20 protein-coding genes are annotated in these 21910 nt (G+C 63.8%); 7 read left to right on the forward strand and 13 right to left on the reverse strand.

The window, feature by feature from the left end; translation table 11 throughout:
- Nucleotides 1-109: 109 nt before the first annotated feature.
- From leuS to CUJ90_RS15475, 5 genes are all read right to left on the reverse strand, one after another.
- Nucleotides 110-2701, reverse strand: coding sequence for a leucine--tRNA ligase (gene leuS, locus CUJ90_RS15455; protein ID WP_083083141.1), 2592 nt, complete (start codon nucleotides 2699-2701; stop codon nucleotides 110-112).
- 145 nt (nucleotides 2702-2846) lie between these two features.
- Nucleotides 2847-3278: an ExbD/TolR family protein gene (locus tag CUJ90_RS15460; protein ID WP_083083139.1), complete on the reverse strand. Its 432-nt coding sequence runs from the start codon at nucleotides 3276-3278 to the stop codon at nucleotides 2847-2849.
- A gap of 27 nt (nucleotides 3279-3305) precedes the next feature.
- A complete protein-coding gene (locus CUJ90_RS15465; protein ID WP_073429121.1) occupies nucleotides 3306-4016 on the reverse strand; it encodes a MotA/TolQ/ExbB proton channel family protein in 711 nt (236 codons plus the stop codon).
- A 71-nt stretch (nucleotides 4017-4087) separates the two neighbouring features.
- Nucleotides 4088-4885 (reverse strand): 4-hydroxy-tetrahydrodipicolinate reductase, encoded by a 798-nt coding sequence (gene dapB / locus CUJ90_RS15470; RefSeq protein WP_083083137.1) that lies wholly within the window; start codon nucleotides 4883-4885, stop codon nucleotides 4088-4090.
- A gap of 189 nt (nucleotides 4886-5074) precedes the next feature.
- On the reverse strand, nucleotides 5075-5896 hold the full coding sequence (locus CUJ90_RS15475; protein WP_073429123.1) for an outer membrane protein assembly factor BamE: 822 nt from the start codon (nucleotides 5894-5896) through the stop codon (nucleotides 5075-5077).
- 158 nt (nucleotides 5897-6054) lie between these two features.
- On the opposite strand from CUJ90_RS15475, the gene fur reads away from it, so the two are divergent.
- Nucleotides 6055-6483, forward strand: a complete 429-nt coding sequence (gene fur, locus CUJ90_RS15480; RefSeq protein ID WP_006051897.1) for a ferric iron uptake transcriptional regulator — start codon at nucleotides 6055-6057, stop codon at nucleotides 6481-6483.
- Nucleotides 6484-6596: 113 nt separating this feature from the next.
- On the opposite strand, the gene CUJ90_RS15485 is transcribed toward fur, so the two are convergent.
- The 3 genes from CUJ90_RS15485 to CUJ90_RS15495 form a co-directional block, all read right to left on the reverse strand.
- On the reverse strand, nucleotides 6597-7109 hold the full coding sequence (locus CUJ90_RS15485) for an ureidoglycolate lyase (RefSeq protein ID WP_083083133.1): 513 nt from the start codon (nucleotides 7107-7109) through the stop codon (nucleotides 6597-6599).
- A 13-nt stretch (nucleotides 7110-7122) separates the two neighbouring features.
- Nucleotides 7123-8133, reverse strand: coding sequence for an allantoicase (gene alc, locus CUJ90_RS15490; RefSeq protein WP_083083131.1), 1011 nt, complete (start codon nucleotides 8131-8133; stop codon nucleotides 7123-7125).
- Nucleotides 8134-8243: 110 nt separating this feature from the next.
- Nucleotides 8244-9572 (reverse strand): C4-dicarboxylate transporter DctA, encoded by a 1329-nt coding sequence (locus CUJ90_RS15495; protein WP_083084183.1) that lies wholly within the window; start codon nucleotides 9570-9572, stop codon nucleotides 8244-8246.
- A 226-nt stretch (nucleotides 9573-9798) separates the two neighbouring features.
- On the opposite strand from CUJ90_RS15495, the gene CUJ90_RS15500 reads away from it, so the two are divergent.
- The gene (locus CUJ90_RS15500) at nucleotides 9799-10491 is read left to right on the forward strand and encodes a FadR/GntR family transcriptional regulator (RefSeq protein ID WP_083083129.1); all 693 of its coding nucleotides are present in this window, start codon (nucleotides 9799-9801) and stop codon (nucleotides 10489-10491) included.
- Nucleotides 10492-10572: 81 nt separating this feature from the next.
- On the opposite strand, the gene gap is transcribed toward CUJ90_RS15500, so the two are convergent.
- Together gap and tkt are read right to left on the reverse strand one after the other, a co-directional pair.
- Nucleotides 10573-11583, reverse strand: a complete 1011-nt coding sequence (gene gap / locus CUJ90_RS15505; protein ID WP_073429127.1) for a type I glyceraldehyde-3-phosphate dehydrogenase — start codon at nucleotides 11581-11583, stop codon at nucleotides 10573-10575.
- 95 nt (nucleotides 11584-11678) lie between these two features.
- The gene (tkt, locus tag CUJ90_RS15510) at nucleotides 11679-13700 is read right to left on the reverse strand and encodes a transketolase (protein ID WP_114163162.1); all 2022 of its coding nucleotides are present in this window, start codon (nucleotides 13698-13700) and stop codon (nucleotides 11679-11681) included.
- A gap of 279 nt (nucleotides 13701-13979) precedes the next feature.
- Here tkt and speE point away from each other — a divergent pair, with 279 nt between their 5' ends.
- From speE to CUJ90_RS15525, 3 genes are all read left to right on the forward strand, one after another.
- Nucleotides 13980-14852, forward strand: coding sequence for a polyamine aminopropyltransferase (gene speE / locus CUJ90_RS15515; protein ID WP_114163163.1), 873 nt, complete (start codon nucleotides 13980-13982; stop codon nucleotides 14850-14852).
- Nucleotides 14853-14955: 103 nt separating this feature from the next.
- Nucleotides 14956-15369 carry a VOC family protein gene (locus CUJ90_RS15520; RefSeq protein ID WP_073429130.1) on the forward strand — a complete coding sequence of 138 codons (414 nt, stop codon included), beginning with the start codon at nucleotides 14956-14958 and terminating at the stop codon, nucleotides 15367-15369.
- A gap of 19 nt (nucleotides 15370-15388) precedes the next feature.
- A complete protein-coding gene (locus CUJ90_RS15525; RefSeq protein WP_114163164.1) occupies nucleotides 15389-16129 on the forward strand; it encodes a 16S rRNA (uracil(1498)-N(3))-methyltransferase in 741 nt (246 codons plus the stop codon).
- 196 nt (nucleotides 16130-16325) lie between these two features.
- On the opposite strand, the gene CUJ90_RS15530 is transcribed toward CUJ90_RS15525, so the two are convergent.
- From CUJ90_RS15530 to CUJ90_RS15540, 3 genes are all read right to left on the reverse strand, one after another.
- Nucleotides 16326-16886 carry a barstar family protein gene (locus CUJ90_RS15530; RefSeq protein WP_073429154.1) on the reverse strand — a complete coding sequence of 187 codons (561 nt, stop codon included), beginning with the start codon at nucleotides 16884-16886 and terminating at the stop codon, nucleotides 16326-16328.
- 16 nt (nucleotides 16887-16902) lie between these two features.
- Nucleotides 16903-17316: a ribonuclease gene (locus CUJ90_RS15535; protein ID WP_073429132.1), complete on the reverse strand. Its 414-nt coding sequence runs from the start codon at nucleotides 17314-17316 to the stop codon at nucleotides 16903-16905.
- Between the two features lie 422 nt (nucleotides 17317-17738).
- The gene (locus CUJ90_RS15540) at nucleotides 17739-20078 is read right to left on the reverse strand and encodes an NADP-dependent malic enzyme (protein ID WP_073429133.1); all 2340 of its coding nucleotides are present in this window, start codon (nucleotides 20076-20078) and stop codon (nucleotides 17739-17741) included.
- A gap of 228 nt (nucleotides 20079-20306) precedes the next feature.
- On the opposite strand from CUJ90_RS15540, the gene thiL reads away from it, so the two are divergent.
- On the forward strand, nucleotides 20307-21305 hold the full coding sequence (gene thiL / locus CUJ90_RS15545) for a thiamine-phosphate kinase (protein WP_083083126.1): 999 nt from the start codon (nucleotides 20307-20309) through the stop codon (nucleotides 21303-21305).
- Nucleotides 21295-21852 (forward strand): phosphatidylglycerophosphatase A family protein, encoded by a 558-nt coding sequence (locus tag CUJ90_RS15550; protein WP_176035725.1) that lies wholly within the window; start codon nucleotides 21295-21297, stop codon nucleotides 21850-21852. Before thiL ends, CUJ90_RS15550 begins: the two co-directional genes overlap by 11 nt.
- The last annotated feature ends 58 nt before the right edge of the window (nucleotides 21853-21910 follow it).

Genomic DNA, 21910 nt, shown 5'->3' on the forward strand with positions numbered 1-21910 from the left:
GCCGCATGTGGCGGCGTCCTGCCTGCTGTCGTGTCTTGATGGATCTTCACGAGAAAACGCCGGGCCACCCCAAGGTTTTCCGCTCCGCGCGAAGTTTCCCTGGTGGCGCTCAAACGACGACGTTCACGAGGCGGCCCGGCACCACGACGATTTTCTTCGGCGCCTTGCCTTCGCTGAACTTCGCGACCATCTCGTGAGCGACCGCGAGTTGTTCGACCGCTTCACGCGAGGCGTCTTTCGCCACCGTCAGCGCGCCGCGCACCTTGCCGTTCACCTGCAGCACGAGTTCGATCTCGGCCTGCTCCAGCGCCTTCTCGTCGACCTTCGGCCACGGCGCGTCGAGCAGCGAGCCGAATTCGTCGGCGTAACCGAGTTCGCGCCACAACTGGAACGTGAGGTGCGGCACGACCGGATACAGCACGCGCAGCATCACGCCGTAGGTTTCGCGCAGCACGCCCGGCAGGGCGCTCTTCGCGCTGTCGAGCGCGTTGAGCATCTTCATCGCCGCCGATACGACCGTGTTGTACTGCAAGCGCTGGTAGTCGAAGTCGGCCTGCTTCAGCACGCTATAAATCTCGCGGCGCAGCGCCTTGTCGGTCTCGCCGAGTTGCGCGGCATCGAACTTGCCGCCCGCGCGCAACGCTGCCTCGTTCGCGTGGCCGAAGCTCCACACGCGGCGCAGGAAACGGCTCGCGCCTTCCACGCCCGAACCGGACCATTCCAGCTGCTGCTCGGGCGGTGCCGCGAACATCACGAACAGACGCGCGGTGTCCGCGCCGTGCTGATCGATCAGCAATTGCGGATCGACGCCGTTGTTCTTCGACTTCGACATCTTCTCGACGCCGCCGAGCACCACCGGCTGACCGTCCGCGTTCAGCACGGCGCCGACCGGGCGGCCCTTGTCGTCGAACGAAACGGTGACCTCGGCCGGGTTGTACCAGGTTTTCTTGCCCGCTTCGTTTTCGCGGTAGTAGGTTTCGTTGAGCACCATGCCCTGCGTGAGCAGATTTTTGGCCGGCTCGCCGAACTTGACCAGGCCCATGTCGCGCATCACCTTCGCCCAGAAGCGCGAGTACAAAAGGTGCAGAATCGCGTGCTCGATCCCGCCGATGTACTGGTCCATCGGCGCCCAGTAATCGGTGCGCTCGTCGACCATGGTCCTCGCGTCCGGCGCCGCATAACGGTAGAAGTACCAGGCCGAATCGACGAACGTGTCCATCGTGTCGGTTTCGCGCCGCGCCGCGCCGCCGCAGGTCGGGCACGTGCAATTCACGAATGCCTCCGACTTGGCGAGCGGGTTGCCCGTGCCGTCCGGCACGAGGTCTTCCGGCAACACCACCGGCAAGTCTTGTTCCGGCACCGGCACATCGCCGCAAGTCGGGCAGTGGATGATCGGAATCGGCGTGCCCCAGTAACGCTGGCGCGACACGCCCCAATCGCGCAGGCGCCACGTGATCTGCTTGTCGCCGAGGCCGAGCTGCTTCAGATCGGCGGCGATCGCATCGACCGCCTGCTCGTAGTCGAGGCCGTCGTACTTGCCGCTGTTGACCAGCGTGCCGGTTTTATCGCCGTACCATTCTTGCCAGGCGTCCGTCGAGAATGCCTTGCCTTCGACAGCCACCACCTGCTTGACCGGCAAACCGTATTTCTTCACGAACGCGAAGTCGCGCTCGTCGTGCGCCGGCACACCCATCACAGCGCCTTCGCCGTAGCTCATCAGCACGTAGTTGCCGATCCACACTTCCACCTGTTCGTGCGTCAGCGGATGCGTGACGTAAAAGCCGGTGGCCATGCCCTTCTTTTCCATCGTCGCGATGTCGGCTTCAGCCACGCCGCCACGCTTGCACTCCTCGATGAAGGCTTGCAGTTCCGGCTTGTCTTGCGCGAGATGCGTGGCGAGCGGATGCTCGGCGGCGATCGCGGCGAAAGTCACGCCCATGATCGTGTCGGCGCGCGTGGTGAACACGCGCAACAGCTTCTGTTCGCCGTCGATTTCATACGGGAAGCCGAAGTTCACGCCGAAGCTCTTGCCGATCCAGTTCTGCTGCATGATCTTTACGCGCTCGGGCCAGCCGAGGCCTTCGAGGTCGTTCAGCAGTTCATCCGCGTAATCGGTGATGCGCAGGTAGTACATCGGGATTTCGCGCTTTTCGACCAGCGCGCCCGAACGCCAGCCGCGTCCGTCGATCACCTGCTCGTTGGCGAGCACGGTCTGATCGACCGGGTCCCAGTTGACGGTGCCGGTTTTCTTGTACGCGATGCCCTTTTCGAGCATCTTCAGGAACAGCCACTGATTCCACTTGTAGTAATCGGGGCTGCAAGTGGCGACTTCACGCGACCAGTCGATTGCGAGGCCCATCGACTGCATCTGCTTCTTCATGTAAGCGATGTTGTCGTAGGTCCACTTGGCGGGCGGCACGTTGTTGGCCATCGCAGCGTTTTCCGCCGGCATGCCGAACGCGTCCCAACCCATCGGCATCAGCACGTTGTAGCCGTTCATCCGCAAATAGCGGTACATCACGTCATTGATCGTGTAGTTGCGCACGTGCCCCATGTGCAGCTTGCCCGACGGGTACGGCAGCATCGAGACGCAATAGAACTTGGGCTTGCTGGCGGTTTCCGTCGTCTTGTACGCGTCGATCGCGCGCCATTGCCCTTGCGCGGCGGATTCGACGTCGGAGGGAACGTATTTTTCGTGCATGGTGTGATGGTGTCGCTGGGTTCGGTGCTTTCGCACCGGCCGCTTGGTGCTCTGCTGGATGAAATGGCGTCGTTTCCCCTTCTGCGGGGGAAAGGGCTGATTATACCGTTCGCGGACGGGTGCGCCGCGCGGTATGGCTAGCTGGCTAGCGGCTCGCGCCAGGCGGCGGCGGGTCCGTCACGAAGCCGATCCGCTCGAGCCCGGCCTGCTGCGCCGCGCCCATGACCTGTGCGATCACTTCGTAACGCGTGGAGCGCTCGGCGCGCAGTTGAATCTCCGGCTGCTCCGGCTGTTTGCCCGCTTGCGCGAACCGCGCGCGCATCTGCTCGAGCGTGATGACGTTGCCGTCCCAATAGAGCTTGCCGGCGGCGTCGATGGAAAGGGAAATGGTTTGCGGCGTTTGCCGCGCGGGCGCTGCCGCCACTTTCGGCAAATCGAGGCGGATTGCGTGCGTGAATAAAGGCGCGGTAATGATAAAAATCACCAGCAACACCAGCATCACGTCGATCAGCGGCGTCATGTTGATCTCGGCCATCGGCGCGGCCGTCTGCTTTTTCTCGAGTCCGCCGAATGCCATGTCGCCTCTTTCGCGTGAGCAACGCGCTTAGTGAGTCGGAGCCTGCCGGGCCCGCGGCGCGGTGTGGGCCTGCTCGACGGGCGCGCACACGTATGCGTGCAGATCGTGCGCGAAGCCGTCGAGTTCCTCCGACAATTGCCGCACGAGGCGCCCGAGCACGTTATACGCAAGCACGGCGGGAATCGCGACCACGAGGCCGAACGCGGTCATGATGAGCGCCTCGCCCACCGGACCGGCGACGTTCTCGATTTGCGCCTGGCCGCTCGCGGCAATGCTGCCGAGCGCGTGATAGATACCCCAGACGGTGCCAAGGAGGCCGACGAAGGGTGCCGTGCTGCCTACCGAGGCCAATAGCACCTGGCCGAATTCGAGCCGCCGCTGCGACGCATTGAGCGCCTGGCGCAACGCCCGCAGCACCCGTTCGCCGCGCTCGACGCGGGCGAGCAGCGCACCCGGAATGTCCACTTCGGACGCATGCAGGGCCGCCTCGGCGAGCGGCGTGAAGACACGCTCACGGTCCACGCGCTTCAACGCCGCGACACCCTCGGAGAGCGTGGGCGCCTGCCAGAACTGCGCGATGGCGCGCGCCGCCTGCCGTTTCGCGCGGGTGAGAATCCAGCTCTTGACGATCAGAAAACACCAGCTCGCAATCGACATGGCCAGCAGCACATAAGCGACGCCATGCGTGATCGCGTCACTGGTTTGCAGGTAATGGATGATGCCGCTGCTGCCTGCCATCTGACCTCGCCGTGGAAAGTGATTCGAGGGACGCGAACGGGCGCCGCGGTCCGGCACGCCCGGACAGACGCTCAACGCAGGCCGAGCACGTCCTGCATGTCGAAGAAACCGGTTTTGTGGCCTGCGAGAAAACGCACGGCACGAAGCGCGCCTTGTGCATACGACAAACGGCTCGCCGATTTGTGCGTGATTTCGATGCGCTCGCCGATGCCCGCGAACAACACCGTATGGTCGCCGACAATGTCGCCGCCGCGAATCGCCGAGAAGCCGATGGTGGACGGATCGCGTTCGCCGGTCACGCCTTCGCGGCCGTACACCGCGCAGTCGTCGAGATTGCGGCCGAGCGCGTTGGCGATCACTTCGCCCATGGTCAGCGCCGTGCCCGACGGCGCGTCGACCTTGTGGCGGTGATGCGCCTCGATGATTTCGATGTCGTAGCCGGTCGCGAAATGCCTGGCGGCGTATTCGAGCAACTTCAGCGTGACGTTCACGCCGACGCTCATGTTCGACGCGAACATGATGGCGATCTTGTCCGCCGCGGCGCGCAATTGCACTTTCTGTTCGTTGTCGAACCCGGTCGTGCCGATCACCATTTTCACGTTGTGGCGCTGCGCCGCTTCGAGATGGACCAGCGTGCCTTCGGGACGCGTGAAGTCGATCAGGTAGTCGGATTTGGCGAATACGCTTTCGATGTCGTCGGTGAGCGCGACGCCCGTCTGTTTGCCGACCAACGCGCCGGCGTCCTGACCGAGTTGCGGGGAACCCGCACGGTCGAGCGCGCCCGAGAGCGTGACTTCAGGATCGTTAAGGACGGTTTCGATGAGCATGCGGCCCATACGGCCCGATGCGCCAGCAATGGCAATTTTCATGGCTACGAGGGTTCGAAAAGGCAAAACCCGGCAAGTGCGGGAGAAAGCGGCGCCGGGCAGCACGCACCGGCGCCGCGCATCATGGGAAAGCGGAGAATCTGGCGGGCGCCACGCGGGGCGCCCTTGCCGTGACGCGGCACGCGTTCGCCACGCCCGCGCCGTATTCATCTTAAAACACCGACCGCCTGGTTACTCGCTCGTTCCCGAAGTCGACGGAGTAGTCAGCGGCGCACTGTTGCCCGTTTGCGAGCCAGTCGGTCCCACCGGATTGCTCTGCGCGCCCTGCGCCTGCGGAGGCGGCGGACGGTGGAACTGGAACTGCGGCTGACCCGGGGCCGTCGGGCCCTGTGGCGGTACGCCGCCGGCGTTCGGGGTCGGCGCGGTGGAGCGCACGGAAGACCGCGTATTGCCGGACGGCGATTGCACCGCATTGGTCGCACGATTGGCCGCTTGCGCGGCTTCCGCATTGGCGTCCGTGGACGGTGCGGTTACCGCGGCAGCGCCCTCGACGGACGGCGAACGCACCGTGTCCACCGCGATCGGCGCCGCTGCGGCCGCCACCGGCGCGCTCGCGCCGCCGGCACTGCTGGCTACGTTCGGCGCAGCGGCCTTTTTGCCGCGCCTGTCGCCGTCGATCTCAGCCAGCAATTCGAGGTTGGACGGCAGGTCCTCGCCGCCCGACCAACTGGCGACGCGGTCGCCCGCGAACATGACCACGAAGTCGCGCTGCTGCACGACGTTCGTCGAACCGCGCTTGAAATAGAACACGTAGTCCCAGCGATCCGCGTGGAACATGTCGGCCAGGAGGGGCGTGCCGAGGATCTGCCGCACCTGAGCGCGGGACATGCCGACCTGCATCTGCGAAGCCGCTTCTTTCGAGACAAAATTGCCTTGCACCACCGTGATGCGATACGGGGTAATGCTTTGCGCAATGCGCTGCGTCAGACTGTCGTAAGTGGAACATCCGGCAAGAACCGCGACAGTCGCAACAGCGATCAAGGTACCCCGCATGCGGCTCCCCCGGTAGATCAATTGAGATTTTGAAATCATTTCACTCACCGTGCGGGCCCGCTGACGAGCCGCGCGAGTTTCATTCCATCGAAGATGACCAGAACGGCAAAAACACATTACTATGAGAGCCCAGCATTGTACTCTAGGGATCCCTTGCCATGACCAATCCAACCGATCTCAAGAATATCGGGCTCAAGGCGACCCTTCCGCGCCTCAAAATCCTTGAGATTTTCCAGCACAGCCCGGTGCGCCACCTGACCGCCGAAGACGTCTACCGCAACCTGTTGCACGAGGAACTCGATATCGGCCTTGCCACCGTCTATCGGGTCCTCACGCAATTCGAACAGGCGGGCTTGCTGTCGCGCAGCAATTTCGAATCGGGCAAGGCGGTGTTCGAATTGAACGAAGGATCGCACCACGACCATCTCGTGTGCCTCGATTGCGGGCTCGTCGAGGAATTTTTCGACTCCGAAATCGAGAACCGTCAGCAATCCATCGCGAAGGAACGCGGCTTCAAGCTGCAGGAGCACGCGTTGGCGTTGTACGGCGCGTGCACCAAGGAGAATTGCCCGCATCGCAAGCATTGATGCGATCCGGGCCGCGTCGGGGTGCGCGGTCCGGTGGAAAAAAGACCCGCCCGGTGTGAATCGGGCGGGTCTTTTTGCGTTTGGGGCACGGCGGCGGGCTTGGGCGGGCAGTCCTATACCGACAGTTCGGCGCCTGCTTCGAACATCAGCCGCCACGGCTCTTCCAACGTCAGTTCGTCGCAGTTGGGCTGCTCGCCGCCGCGATCGACCACCACGAAATCGCTCATCTCGTCGAGCGCCAGCAGCGGATGGTGCCAAACGCCTTTCGCGTAGTTCACGCCCTGCCAGCCGTCGCTCCAGAATGCGCGCATCCGCGCCGGATCGAATTCGCCCGCCGGCGCGACCACCACCAGATAGCGGCGCGCCGTCAAGGGAATGAACGCCTGGCTGCCGAGCGGGTGCCGCTCCATCATCGTGATGTCGACCGGCAACGGACGCGGTTGCGCGCGAAACAGGTTGATCAGCGGCCGGCCGCCCTGCTCCGTCACATCGACGGCGGCGAGGTCGTGATAGCGCTCGGTCGTGCCGCCGTTGATCGCGAAATGGCGCGCGCCGTCCAGTTCGATCACGTCGCCGAATGGCGCGAAGGCGGCTCGCGTCAGGCGCTCCATCTGCAATGTCTTCATCGACGCCGCTCCGTTATGCGAGGTCGCCCCACAGGCGCAGACGCGACACGCCACCGTCCGGAAAGATATTGAAACGCACGTGCGTGACAGGCCCGAGCGATGCGATGCCGTCCGCGAACGTGTGCACGTGGTCCATTTGCAGCTTCTGCTCGGCGAGCAGTTCGGGCCAGAACATCGCTTGCGTGACGAGCGATTCGTCCGTGCCGCCCGTCACGCGAGCGGCTTGCAGCGAACAGCGGTCGGGGAAATTGCCCTTGAAGTGCGCGGTGTCCACCTCGATCTTGCGGATCACGCCCGGCCGCGCCAGCGCGACGATCGCCCAGTCGTTGCCCGGCTCGCGGCGGCGCCGCGTCTCCCAGCCGTCGCCCATGTTGACGCCGCGGCCCGGCATCAGCATCTGCGAGGCCGGACCGAAATGCTGGTTATTCGCCGCGACCAGATACGCGCCGTTCTCAATCGCCGCAAGGTCCAGCAGCGTGCCGCGCTCCACGCGCGCCCAGTCGCGCTTCGGTTGGCCGTACACGCGCAGGCGCGCGAGGCCGCCGTCCGGATACAGATTCACGCGCAGATGCGTGAAGGCGCGCGCGTCGTTCACTTCGACGTAGTGGTGTTGGTTGCCCTGCAGCGTGGTCGGCGGCACGAGCGTTTGCCAGTCGGCGTTGTCCGGCGGCACGTCGCTGTCCACATGGCAGGCGTCGATCGACGCCGCCGGCGGAAAATTGCCGGTGAAGTGGCTCGTATCCAGATCGACGCCGTGCACGACGCCCGCCCGCGCGAGCCGGATCACGCAATAGTCGTGACCGGTCGTGCGCTTACGGCGAGTTTCCCAGCCGTCCATCCACTTGCCGTGGTCGTCGTATTTGCCGGGAATGAACACCGCGGGCTGAGGGTCGAGCATGCGTTCTTTCGGCGCGAAGAATTCGTCGCTGGCGTGGAGCGCTTTCGCGCCCAGACGCGGGTCGGCGAGGTTCATATAGCGGCGGGTGAAGGCAGGCGCGTTCGGGTCGAGGATCGGATTGGCCATAGTCTCGGTAGGCGACGAAAAGTGAAGGAGCGCCAGCGGATTTCGGAGCATCCGCCGGCGCGGAAAAGCGCGCTGCGTTGGCGCGCTGGTCGGTCAGACGATTCGGGATATCAGACGGCTGGCGCGTGTTCGCCGGCGGCAGACTCGGGGTCCATGCCCTCGCCAGTCGGGACGTAGCGCAACGCCGCGTCGCGATTCAGCACGCGATGCGCCCGCGCCCGGTCGATATCGTTTTCCCACACCGCGACGACCACCGTCGCCACGCAATTGCCGATCAGGTTGGTCAGCGCGCGGGCAATGCCGACGAACCAGTCGACCGGCAGGATCAGCACGAGGCCGAGGACGGGAATCGCCGGAATGGCGGACAACGTCGCGGCCAGAATCACGATGGCCGAGCCCGGAATGCCGTGCGCGCCCTTCGACGTCACCAGCGATACCAGCACCACCACGATGAGGTCGTGCGTGGACAGCGGCGTGTTGGTGGCCTGCGCGATGAAAATCACAGCCAGGGTCAGATAAATGGAGAAACCGTCGAGATTGAACGAGTAGCCGGTCGGAATCACGAGACCGACCGTCGAATCCTTCACGCCCATCCATTCGAGCTTGCGCATGACCTGCGGCAACACCGCATCGGACGACGCCGTGCCGAGCACGATCGACAGTTCCTCCCGCAGATAGCGGATCAGCTTGAAAACGTTGAAGCCGGCCAGCCGCATCACCACGCCCAGCACCACGACCACGAACACGATGCAGCTCGCGTAGAACACGAGCACCAGCATGCCGAGTTGCTTGAGCGAGTCGACGCCGTACTTGCCGGTGGTGAACGCGATCGCGCCGAGCACACCGAGCGGCGCCAGCTTGATGATGAAGCTCATCACCCGGAAGAACACCTGGGCGAGTTCGTCGATCAGGCTGCTCACACGCTGCGCCTTGGTGCCGAGCAGAGACAGCGCCGAGCCGAACAGCACCGAAAACACGAGGATTTGCAGGATGTCGCCGGTCGCGAACGCGTTCATCGCCGTATCGGGGATGATCTTCAGCAGAAAGCCCGCCGTGTCCTTGAGGCTCTTCGCGTGCTCGGCGTATGTCGACAGCGAAGCCGGATCGAGCGAATGCAGATCGATGTTCATGCCGACGCCCGGTCGCGTGACATAGGCCAGCACGGCGCCGATCACGAGCGCGATCGTCGTCATCACCTCGAAGTAGATCACCGCCTTCAGGCCGACGCGCCCGACCTTGCGCAGATCGCCGGCATGCGCCATGCCGCTCACCACGACGCAAAAGACGATTGGGCCGATCACCATCTTGATCAGCTTCAGGAAGCCGTCGCCGAGCGGGCGCAGCGATTGGGCGAAGTGCGGGAACACCGCGCCGATCACGATGCCGGCCAGCAGCGCAATGACGACCCGGCCAAATAGCGAATTGAAGAATTTCAACACGGCTTCCTCCTGGTTGCGGTTCACTCAGTTCAGACTGGTCCGACCAGTGCTGTTATGGCGAATAGTAGGAAGCCGATATACTGGCGTCAAGGATTACAAAAACAGTGTTTACCCGCTATTTTCCCTGACTGCCAAGGTTCGGCGAATATGCCGATGACGCTTGACCGCACGGCATTCGGGACACGTATTACAATGCTGGTCAGACCGCATTCTCAAGTGAGCCACGATGAAGAACGTCCCGCACACCGTCACAGACGCCGCCATCGCGACCATCCGCGAACGGATCGAGGCGGGGGTCTATCCGGTGGGAAGTTTGCTGCCGGCGCAGCGTCAGCTCTCCGAGGAACTGACGATCAGCCGCGCGTCGCTACGCGAGGCGCTTTCCACGCTGGAAGCGCTCGGTCTGCTGGTGATACGGCCCGGCAAGGGCGTCTACGTGGAAAGTTCGCAGGCCAAGGCCGCGCAATCCTGGCGCTTCGCAAACCAATCGTCGCTGCCGGATACCTATCAGGTGCGCTTTGCGTTGGAGGGTTTTGTCGCACGCATGGCGGCGCTCGCCGTCAGCGAATCCGACCTCGTGTGGTTCGAGGACAATATCGCGGCCATGCAAACAGCGCTCGCCTGCGAAGAACTCGACGAAGCCGCACGCCTCGACTACGACTTCCACATGCGGATGGTGGGCATTGCCGGCAACGCGGCGATCGAATCGATCCTCAGCAGCAGCGCCGACATCATGAAGGAAAGCCAGCGTCTGCCGTTCTATCGGCGCGAACTGGTGCTGTCCACCTACAACGAACATCGCGCGATTCTGGATGCGCTCACGGCGCGCGACTCGGCAGCGGCGGGCAAGGCGATCGAAACTCATATCTCCAACGCCGCGCAGCGGGCCGGCGTCTATTTCCCGACGCCGCGGACGTAAAAAAACCGCTCCGAGGAGCGGCTTTTTTTCTCCCTTCGCCTGCCGTCAAAACAAGACCGCAGGGCGAACGAAGCAGACGACTTACTTCGCGTTGGCCAGCGCCACCGCCGTGTCCAGCATGCGGTTGGAGAAACCCCACTCGTTGTCGTACCAGCTCGACACCTTCACCAGGCGGCCCGACACCTTGGTCAGCGTCGCGTCGAACGTCGACGAAGCCGGGTTGTGGTTGAAGTCGATCGACACCAGCGGCGCGTCGTTGTAGCCGAGAATGCCCTTCAGCGCGCCTTCCGACGCTTCCTTCATGATCTTGTTGACTTCATCCACCGTCGTGTCGCGCGCGGCGATGAAAGACAGATCGACAACCGACACGTTGATCGTCGGCACGCGAATCGCGTAGCCGTCCAGCTTGCCGTTCAGTTCCGGCAGCACCAAGCCGACCGCCGATGCGGCGCCGGTCTTGGTCGGGATCTGGCTATGCGTGGCCGAGCGCGCGCGGCGCAGGTCTTCGTGGTACACGTCCGTCAAAACCTGGTCGTTCGTGTATGCGTGGATCGTGGTCATCAGACCGTTCACGAGGCCGATCTTGTCGTTCAGCGGCTTGACGAGCGGCGCGAGGCAGTTGGTCGTGCACGATGCGTTCGAGATCACCGTGTCCGATGCCTTCAACACGTTGTGATTCACGCCGTAGACGATCGTTGCGTCGACGTCCTTGCCGCCCGGCGCGGAGATGATCACTTTCTTTGCGCCGCCCTTGATGTGCGCGCTCGCCTTTTCCTTGGTCGTGAAAAAGCCCGTGCATTCCATCACGACGTCGACGTTCAACTCGCCCCACGGCAGTTCCGCCGGATTGCGGTTGGCCAGCACGCGGATCTTGTCGCCGTTGACGACGAGGTAGTCGCCGTCCACCGACACTTCGCCGGGGAACTTGCCGTGCGCGGTATCGTATTGCGTCAGGTGAGCATTGGTCTTGGCATCGCCGAGATCGTTGATGGCGACGATTTCGATATCGTGCTTCTTGCCGTTTTCATAGAAGGCGCGCAACGTGTTGCGGCCGATCCGGCCGTAGCCGTTGATTGCGACGCGAATCGTCATGGTCTATCTCCTGATGGCTGAAAAAATACGTCCATGTTCGTCTGACCGGCAGCGTTGCCGCGCGTTCGCACGCAGACGGCAACGCTTGCGGAAGATCAGCCGAGTGCGGCTTTAGCCGTCTCCACAACATGCTCGACGGTGAAGCCGAAATGCTTGAACAGCACGCCAGCGGGGGCCGATTCGCCGAACGTGTCGATGCCGACCACGCCGCCCTCCAGACCCACGTACTTGCGCCAGAAATCCGTCACGCCCGCTTCGATCGCGACACGGCGCACGCCCTTCGGCAGCACGCGCTCGCGGTATTCGGCGTCCTGCTTGTCGAACACGGTGGTCGACGGCATCGACACGACGCGCGCCGCGATACCTTCGCGCGCGAGCGGCTCGATTGCCTTCAACGCCAGTTCCACTTCCGAACCGGTCGCGATCAGGATGACCTTGCGCGCGACGATCTCGTCATTCCAGTCGCGCAGCACATAACCACCCTTTTCGATGTTGGCGATCTGCGCGTCGGTGCGCTCCGAGAACGGCAGGTTTTGACGGCTGAAAATCAGGCACGACGGACCGTGATGTTCCACCGCGTGGGTCCAGGCCACGGCCGTTTCGACTGTGTCGGCCGGCCGCCACACTTGCAGATGCGGAATCAGACGCAGGCTCGCGACGTGTTCGATCGACTGGTGCGTCGGACCGTCCTCGCCCAGACCGATCGAGTCGTGCGTGAATACGAAGATCGACGGCGCCTTCATCAGCGCGGCGACGCGCAGCGCGTTGCGGCTGTAGTCAGAGAACGTCAGGAACGTGCCGCCGAAGGCCTTGAAGCCGCCATGCAGCGCCACGCCGTTGATCGCGGCGCTCATGCCGAACTCGCGCACGCCGTAGTTCACGTAGTTGCCGGCTGCCAGGCCTTCCGGGTTCACCCGCACGGGCTTGGCGGCCTTCCAGTTGGTCAGGTTCGAACCGGTCAGGTCGGCGGAACCGCCGAGCAGTTCCGGCAGCACGGCCGACAAACCTTCGATGGCCTGCTGCGATGCCTTGCGCGTTGCGACGGTTTCCGCGCGTTCGTTCGCGCCGGCGATGATCGCCTTCGCCTTGTCCGCCCAGTCGGTCGGCAGTTGCTTGGCCATGCGGCGCGAAAATTCGGCGGCTTCCCGCGGATATTTTGCCTGGTAAGCAGCGAATGCCTTATCCCAGTCGGACTCGAGACGCGCGCCGCCCTCCTTCGCGTCCCACGCCGCATACACTTCCTGCGGGATCACGAACGGCTCCCACTTCCAGCCGATCGCTTCACGCGTCGCCGCGATTTCCTTGTCGCCGAGCGGCGCGCCGTGCGAGTCGTGGCTGCCGGCCTTGGTCGGCGCGCCTTCGCCGATGACGGTCTTGCAGCAGATCAGCGTGGGCTTGTCCGATTGCTTCGCTTGCTTGATCGCCGCGTCCACCGCGTCGACGTCGTGGCCGACCACGTTCGGGATCACGTTCCAGCCGTAGGCTTCGAAGCGCTTCGGCGTGTCGTCGTGGAACCAGTGCACCACTTCGCCGTCGATCGAGATGCCGTTGTCGTCGTAGAACGCGATCAGCTTGTTCAGCTTCAGCACGCCGGCAAGCGAACAGGCCTCGTGCGAAATGCCTTCCATCAGGCAACCGTCGCCGACGAACACATACGTGTGGTGGTCGACGATCTTCGCGTCGGGCTTGTTGAATTCAGTGGCGAGTAGCGACTCCGCGAGCGCCATGCCGACGGCGTTCGCCAATCCCTGGCCGAGCGGGCCGGTGGTGGTCTCGACGCCCGGCGTGATGCCGTATTCCGGATGGCCCGGCGTCTTCGAATGCATCTGGCGGAAGTTCTTCAGCTCCTCGATCGGCAAATCGTAGCCGGTGAGGTGCAGCAGCGAGTACAGCAGCATGGAGCCATGGCCGTTCGACAGCACGAAACGGTCGCGATCGGCCCATTGCGGGTTCTTCGGGTTATGGCGCAGATGGCGCGACCACAAAGCCACACCGATTTCGGCCATGCCCATCGGCATGCCGGGGTGACCGGAATTCGCTTGTTGAACGGCGTCCATGGACAACGCGCGGATTGCGTTGGCCATCAAGGAAGTGGGTGCGGGAGACGGGGTCGTCATGTCGAGTCCGGAGACAGAGTCAAAAGGCGGTGTGCGCTTGAGGCCCGGAAGCTCGGCGGCCAGTCCGCCTCGGCGCACGGTGCGGCGCCGGGAGACGCGAAACGGGCAGAGCAAACGGACAAGGCTGAAAGCGTCACATTCTAACAGAACGTTAGACCCGCCCTGCGCGGAAAGCCGCCCGTCCGTGCGGCCCCCGCGCCCTGCAACGCCGCGCGGCGCGTGGTCCTTTACAATTATGCAACCTGAATTCGCCGCGCTCCGGACAGAGCCCGTCATCCCGTGAGCACTCTCTTGCTGTTCCACCCGAGTCCCGACGCCGTGTACGGTTTTCCGAACGCGAAACTGGTTGCGCGCGTCGATTCGCCTTATCAGCGCATCGAGGTGTGGGACACGCCGCAGCTCGGCCGGCTCTTCACGCTCGACGGCCGCCCGATGACTTCGACCGGCGACGAGTTCATCTATCACGAATGCATGGTGCATCCGGCCGCGCTGGCGCATCCGTCGCCGCGAAGTGCTCTGGTGCTGGGCGGCGGCGATGGCGGCGCCGCGCGGCAACTGCTCAGGCACCCGAGCATCGAGCGGATCGTGGTCGCGGAGCTCGACGAGGAGGTAGTACGCCTGACGCGCGAACATCTGCCACAGGTGCAAGGCGGGGCTTTCGACGATCCGCGCGTCGAACTGGTCATCGGCGACGCCGCGCATTACGTGGCGGCAACGGCAACGGCGCGGTTCGATCTCGTCGTATTCGACCTTACTCCGCCCGATTCGCCTGCCGCCGGGCTCTATACACCCAATTTCTACGCACACCTCAAGCGGGTAATGAGCCCGGCCGCCGTGCTCTCCGTACACCTCGGCTCGCCCTACTTTCATCCGCGGCGTATCGCGGACCTGCTCGACGGCTTACGGACCACGTTCGCCGTCGTGCGCACGATGAACACCTTCGTTCCGCTCTACGGCTCGCTGTGGATGATGGCGACCGCCAGCGACGCGCTCGACCCGGCCGCCATCGCTTCCGAAACGCTTGCACAGCGCCTCGAAGCGCGGCAAATTGACTCGCTCAAGCACTATGCCCCGGCCTTGCACGCCGGCCTCTTTTCGGCATCGTCGTTAGCGCGGGATAAACTAAGTCGATTCCTAAAGCCGTTGTGCTAACACGCGGGCACAATATACGGTTCAGTCAACGCGCAATCGGCGTATCGATCGCGGTTGCCTGCCTCGCCTGCGTCTCGCAAACCCCATAGATCCGGAGAACTCCATGACCGCCTCCCGCCCAGCCGGTGTGCCTTGGTTGACCCCCTATCTGACGGTGCGCGACGCGCGTGTCGCGACTGCCTTCTTCGAGGCCGCTTTCGGTTTCGAGGTCCGTGACAGCGTGCAGGACGACGGGGTCGTCATGCATGTCGAAATGACTTATCAAGGACAGTTGATCGTGATGTTCGCGCCGGAAGGCGCGTTCGGCTCGGCGGCGAAAACCCCGAAAAGCGCGGGCGCAATTGCGCCGCAATCCTTCTATGTCTATGTCGACGATGTCGACGCGGTTTACGCACGCGCGCTAGCCGCCGGTGCAAAATCGCTGAGCGAGCCACAGGATCAGTTCTGGGGCGACCGGTTCGCCCAGGTCGAAGATCTGGACGGCTACCGTTGGGCGCTCGCTCGCCACCTTTCGTGAACCAATGAGTATTTTTCTGATGCCTCGCTTTTTCGTCGGTATGCCCCTCAACCCCGACGACATCTTGCAGTTGCCCGATGACGTCACCCGCCACGTTCTCGTGCTGCGCTTGCAGCCCGGTGATTCGATTGTGCTGTTCAACGGCAAAGGCGGTGAGTACAGCGCCGAACTCGTCGAGGTCGAACGCCGCTCGGCCAAGGCGATAGTTCGTGAATTTCGCGCGGTGGAAGTCGAAACGCCGTACCACCTCACACTCGCGCAAGGTATTGCGGGCGGCGACAAGATGGACTGGCTCATCGAAAAGGCGGTCGAACTCGGCGCCTCCTGTTTCGTGCCGCTAACCACCACGCGCAGCGTCGTGCGGCTTGCCAGCGAGCGTGCGCAACGGCGGCATGCGCATTGGGAAGGCGTCGTGCGCGCGTCGTGTGAGCAGTGCGGGCGCAATCGCCTGCCGGAAGTCATGCCGGTGCGCGAGATCGCCACCTGGCTCGGCGCGCTGCCACGGACACCGCAAGAAGGCGAATTGCGCATTCTGTTGTCGCCGCGCGCCAACATGAGCTTTTCGGCATTGCCCACCGAGCCGCCGCAAGGACGCGTCACCGTGCTGATCGGTCCGGAAGGCGGTTTTTCCGCAGTCGAGGAAGCGGCCGCCACCGCCTACGGATTCGCGGTCATCGGCCTCGGGCCACGCGTGTTGCGCACCGAAACGGCTGGCATCGCGGTCCTCGCCGCGCTGGCGGCTCGCTGGGGCGGCTGGTAAGTCGGCGCCCACGCCGTCCCGCGCACGGCACTATCTCGACGAGCTGCCGCGCTATGCGCCCGACTCGTCAGACGAAGCAGCGTCAAGTGCATCGCCCCCCGTTTAGAGAGCAGAAAAGAGAAAGGCCCGCCAAAAATCGGCGGGCCTTTCTCTTTTCTGCAACCTTTCCCGGAACAAGCGGCGCTCGGGCGACTGATCAGGCAAACGAGTAAAACACCCGGAACGCCACCTTGCGCTCGGCCCAGAACTCGGCCGCTTCGCGGAACACGTCGAGCAGCGTCTCGCGGCCTTCCTTGTCGAACTTTTGCGCGACCGGCAATTGTTCGAGCACGATCACGAAACCGGGCTGGGCGCCCGCCTTTTGAACCAATTCGGTGAGGCAATCGTAAAGCGCGTCGTAATTCTTGCCGAAATGCTTCGGGAACAGGAACGACGTGGCGATAGTCTCGAGCACTTCCTGTTTGGACTGCGCGTTAGCGCAATACGCATACAGGAAATGCTGACCGAGTTGATTGGCCTCGTCAGCGAGATCCTGCACGCGAAACGCGCGGATCGACTGTACGATGTTCGGTCGTACGGTCTTGAAAAGGCTCATGGGCTCCTCGTTCGATGAAAGCACAGTGCTGGCTTCGCTCTGGTTATCGCGGCCCTGATCGCCGGCACGCATCTGCATGACGCGTTGGAACAAATTGCCGTCGCCGGCCGCGAAAAGATCCGTCGCGACTCCGGAGTCGTGCGCGTAGACGTTGTCGCTCATGCCGTTCATCCCGATGTCATTCAACAATACGATTAAAAGTGGTGTAGTGGTCGTCCGAGTAGTAGCAGTTATCGGTGCGCCTTAGCGGACCTCCGCAGACGATGCGGCGCGCCCCGCGATTACGTGAGCGAGGCGTGGGAACGGTGTATTCGTGGTAGTAGCCGCGCCGATGGGCCGGCAGCAATCGTTCGCGATTGCCGAACACGATGCCGTCCTTTTCATAGGGATAAGGCCCGCCAGCGTCGATCAAGTTCAATGTATTGACTGCCTCGCGCGGCAATTGCGCCACCGCGATGCCGCCCTGCCCCTGAGCGTTTGTACCCGGTGCCGTGGAGTCGCGAGCAAACGCGCCAGGCACGGTGCCGGATAAAGCGCAGAGCGTCAAAGCACCGATCAGCACGCCTTTCATGCCCAACCACTTGCGTGCCATGTATCAGGGGTTCCCCGCTGTTAGATCACGAGTTTGACGACCATGAAAGTCGTAAGGGTATCGCTAATAGCCAACGGAATCAACGTTCGCCGGGCAGGCGAAATCTTTCGTCAGGCGGGAAAGGGCCCCGGAACGGGCTTTGACGACTTTTGACAGATTACTTAGCCTGATCAGGCTAATATTAGCGCGACGGCGCAAACAGAGACCGATGGCATGGTGTTGCGACATCGCATGCGTGCCTCTGCCGCTATTTCCCGTCGCGGGGACTTTGGGCTCTCGAAGTCCCGAAAGCTTGACTGTGTCGTTTGCCTTTTGGGTGGCAATCCCCTGCTTACCCGCAGGCGTGCCCATTGCGGGCACGCCTTTTTTTGCGTGGCGCCGAAGAAAGTCGATCAGCGCTACACATTCCGCCCCGCCAGGGATCAGCGGGCGGCGATCACATCCGCCACCAGCAACGCCGTCATATTGACGATACGGCGCACGGTGGCCGAAGCGGTCAGCACGTGAACCGGCTTGGCCGCGCCAAGCAGCATCGGACCAATCGCGATGTTATTGCCCGCAGCGGTCTTCAACAGGTTGTACGAGATGTTGGCTGCGTCGATGTTCGGCAGCACGAGCAGGTTCGCATCGCCTTCGAGCGTCGAATCGGGCAGCACTTCGCGGCGCAGATTGGCGTCGAGCGCGACGTCGCCGTGCATTTCGCCGTCCACCTGCAGATCGGGCGCACGCTCCCGCAGAATCTCCAGCGTGTCGCGCATCTTCTGCGCGGTCGGCGCATTGCTCGAACCGAAGTTCGAATGCGACACCAGCGCGACCTTCGGTTCGATACCGAAACGGCGCACTTCCTCGGCGGCCATGATCGTGATCTCGGCCAGTTGTTCCGGCGTCGGATCGACGTTCACGTGCGTATCGACCAGGAAAATCTGCCGATTCGGCAGCACCAGCGCATTCATCGCCGCGTAGACGGCGCAACCCTCGCGCTTGCCGATCACCTGGTCGATGAAGTGCAGATGCCGATGCGTCGTGCTGATCGTGCCGCAGATCATGCCGTCCGCTTCGCCCTTCTTCACCAGCATCGCGCCGATCAGCGTGGTGCGGCGGCGCATTTCGAGCTTCGCCATCTGCGCCGTGATGCCCTTGCGGGACATCATCTTGGCGTATTCCTGCCAGAAATCGCGGTAGCGCTCGTCATGATCGGTGTTCACGACCGTATAGTCCTGACCCGCCACCAGACGCAGGCCGTAACGCGCGATCCGCTGCTCGATCACCGCCGGACGGCCGATCAGAATCGGCTTGGCCAGCTTTTCATCGACGATGATCTGCATCGCGCGCAGCACGCGCTCTTCCTCGCCCTCGGCGAACACGATGCGCTTTTTCTCCGGCTCGACGCTGCGCGCGAGCTGGAAAATCGGCTTCATGGTCGTACCGCTGTGATACACGAACTGCTGCAGATGCTGTTCGTACGCGTCCATGTCCTCGATCGGACGCTCGGCGACGCCCGAATCCATCGCGGCCTTCGCCACCGCCGGCGCGACCTTGACGATCAGGCGCGGGTCGAACGGCTTCGGAATCAGATATTCCGGCCCGAACGACAGATCCTGAATGCCGTAAGCCGTCGCGACGATATCGCTCTGCTCCTGGCGCGCCAGTTCGGCGATCGCATTCACCGCCGCGATTTCCATTTCACGCGTCACCGTCGTCGCGCCCGCGTCCAGCGCGCCGCGGAACAGGAACGGGAACACCAGCACGTTGTTCACCTGGTTCGGGTAGTCGGTGCGGCCCGTGCACAGCACGGCGTCCGGGCGCACTTCCAGCGCCAGCTCCGGGAGGATTTCCGGTGTCGGGTTGGCCAGCGCCAGAATCAGCGGCTTGTCCGCCATCTGCTTGACCATCTCCTGCTTGAGCACGCCGCCGGCCGAAAGACCCAGGAAAACGTCCGCGCCGCCGATCGCCTCGGCAAGCGTGCGCGCCGCGGTTTCGCGGGCGAAACGTTCCTTGTCCGGGTCCATCAGTTCGACGCGGCCCTTGTAGACCACGCCGGCCAGGTCCGTGACGGTAATGTTTTCGAGCGGCAGGCCGATGTCGACCAGCAGATCCAGGCAGGCCAGCGCCGCCGCGCCCGCGCCCGACGACACCAGCTTGACTTCCTTGATGTCCTTGCCGACCACCTTCAAACCGTTGGTGATGGCCGCCGCGACGACGATCGCCGTGCCGTGCTGGTCGTCGTGGAAAACCGGAATCTTCATGCGCTTGCGGCATTCGCGTTCGACGATGAAGCAGTCCGGCGCCTTGATGTCCTCGAGGTTGATGCCGCCGAAGGTCGGCTCCAGCGCCGCGATCACGTCGACCAGCTTATGCGGATCGGATTCGTTCAGCTCGATATCGAACACGTCGATGCCGGCGAACTTCTTGAACAGCACAGCCTTGCCTTCCATGACCGGCTTCGACGCGAGCGGCCCGATGTTGCCGAGACCCAGCACCGCGGTGCCGTTCGTGACGACGCCGACCAGATTGCTGCGCGCGGTGAAGCGCGCGGCGTTCAGCGGATTTTCGACGATCTCCTCGCACGCGAACGCAACGCCCGGCGAGTACGCGAGCGCGAGGTCGCGCTGGTTGATCATCTGCTTGGTGGGTGCGATCGCGATCTTCCCTGGGGTGGGAAACTCGTGGTAATCGAGGGCGGCTTCGCGGAGTTTGCTATTGACGGGAGTCGACATAAGGCGGGCTTCGAAGGGCAGATTAGAATAGATGTTCGACGGCATTGTAGCCCCAATCGCCCGCTGTATCCCTTCAATACGGGTACAACTGCCGCGACTGAAACGTAGCGAAAGACCAGCCCGGCGTGCTTCGGGCCAGGCGCAAACCGCGCTCGAACCACCCGCGCGCCGAGTGCCGAACCGTGGCATCTTCGTCGAATGCGCGTCGCGCGGCGGCTCTCGCAGCCTTGTCGTGACGCTTTCGCGGCCCCTATCCTTCACCCATCGCCACCCATGCTCTCCGAGTTCTCGCTGATCGACCGTTTCTTCGCGCGCCGCGCCGCGGCCCAACCGTCCGACGCCGCGGCGGACACGCTCGGCATCGGCGACGACTGCGCACTACTCGCGCCCCGCGCCGGCGAGGTGCTGGCGATATCCACGGACATGCTGGTGGAAGGCCGCCACTTCTTTCCCGATATCGATCCCGAGGCGCTGGGTCACAAGGCGCTCGCGGTGAACCTGTCGGACCTCGCCGCGATGGGCGCGCAGCCGCAAGCGTTCACGCTGGCGTTCTCCCTGCCGAAAGCGGACGAAGCCTGGCTCGCCGCCTTCAGCGAGGGCCTCTTCGCGCTGGCCGAACGCCACGGCTGCGCGTTGATCGGCGGCGACACCACCGGCGGCCCGTTGAACCTGTGCATCACCGTGTTCGGCAGCGTGCCGCCGCGCATGGCGCTGCGCCGCGACGCCGCGCGGCCGGGCGACGACATCTGGATTTCCGGCACGCTCGGCGACGCGCGCGCCGGGCTCGGCGTGCAGCGCGGCGAATGGTCCGCGGACGCCGACGACGCCGCGAGGTTTCGCCATGCGCTCGAACGCCCGGAGCCGCGCGTCGCGCTCGGTCTCGCGCTGCGCGGCATCGCGCACGCGGCGCTCGATCTGTCGGATGGACTCGCCGGCGATCTGCTGCACATCCTCGAACGCTCGAACCTGCGCGCCACCGTCGACGCCGACGCCGTGCCGCGTTCGGCCGCGCTGCGCCGTCTGTCGCCCGAGGTCCAGCGGCGCTGCACGCTCGCGGGCGGCGACGATTACGAACTGTGCTTCACCGCGCCGCCCGCCGCGCGCGCCTCGGTGGAAACAGCCGGCCGCGAGGCGGGCGTGCCGGTCACGCGCATCGGTACAATAAGCGCTCTTCAAACGGCGGCCGACCGCCCCGCGATCGACTGGCGCGATGCCGCCGGCGCGCCGCTCACTCTGACGTTGCAAGGCTTCGACCACTTTCATGCAGACTGATCAACCGCTCGGCCCCGCCGACGATCTCATCGGCAACGAGCCGCCCAAAGCGCCCCGCCCGCAGCCGCGCCGCGCCACCGCGCGTTTCATGCTGTCGCATCCGCTGCACGTTCTGTCGCTCGGTTTCGGCAGCGGCTTGTCGCCCGTCGCGCCGGGAACGGTCGGCACGCTGTTCGCCTGGGCCTCGTTCGCGGTATTGAGCCGCTATCTGACCGTGATCGAGTGGGGCGTGCTGATCGCCGCCGGCTTTATCTTCGGCATCGCGATTTGCGGGTTTACCGCGAGGAAGCTCGGCACCGACGATCCGTCGCCTGTAGTGTGGGACGAAATCGTCGCGTTCTGGCTGGTGCTGCTGATGGTCACGCCCGTCACGCTGACCGGCCAGTTCTGGGCCTTCATCGTGTTCCGCTTCTTCGACATGGTGAAACCGCCGCCGATCAGTTATTTCGATCGCCGTCTGAAGGGTGGTTTTGGCATCATGTTCGACGACCTGGTCGCCGCGTTTTTCACGCTGCTCGTGATTGCGCTCTGGCGCATGTCGGTTTAACCGCGCCGCCCGGCAACGCCGCTGTGCCGCCGGGATTCCAACCGCCGCCCCTGTTTTT

This window comes from Paraburkholderia terricola (genome assembly GCF_003330825.1).
GTDB classification, from domain to species: Bacteria; Pseudomonadota; Gammaproteobacteria; order Burkholderiales; family Burkholderiaceae; genus Paraburkholderia; species Paraburkholderia terricola.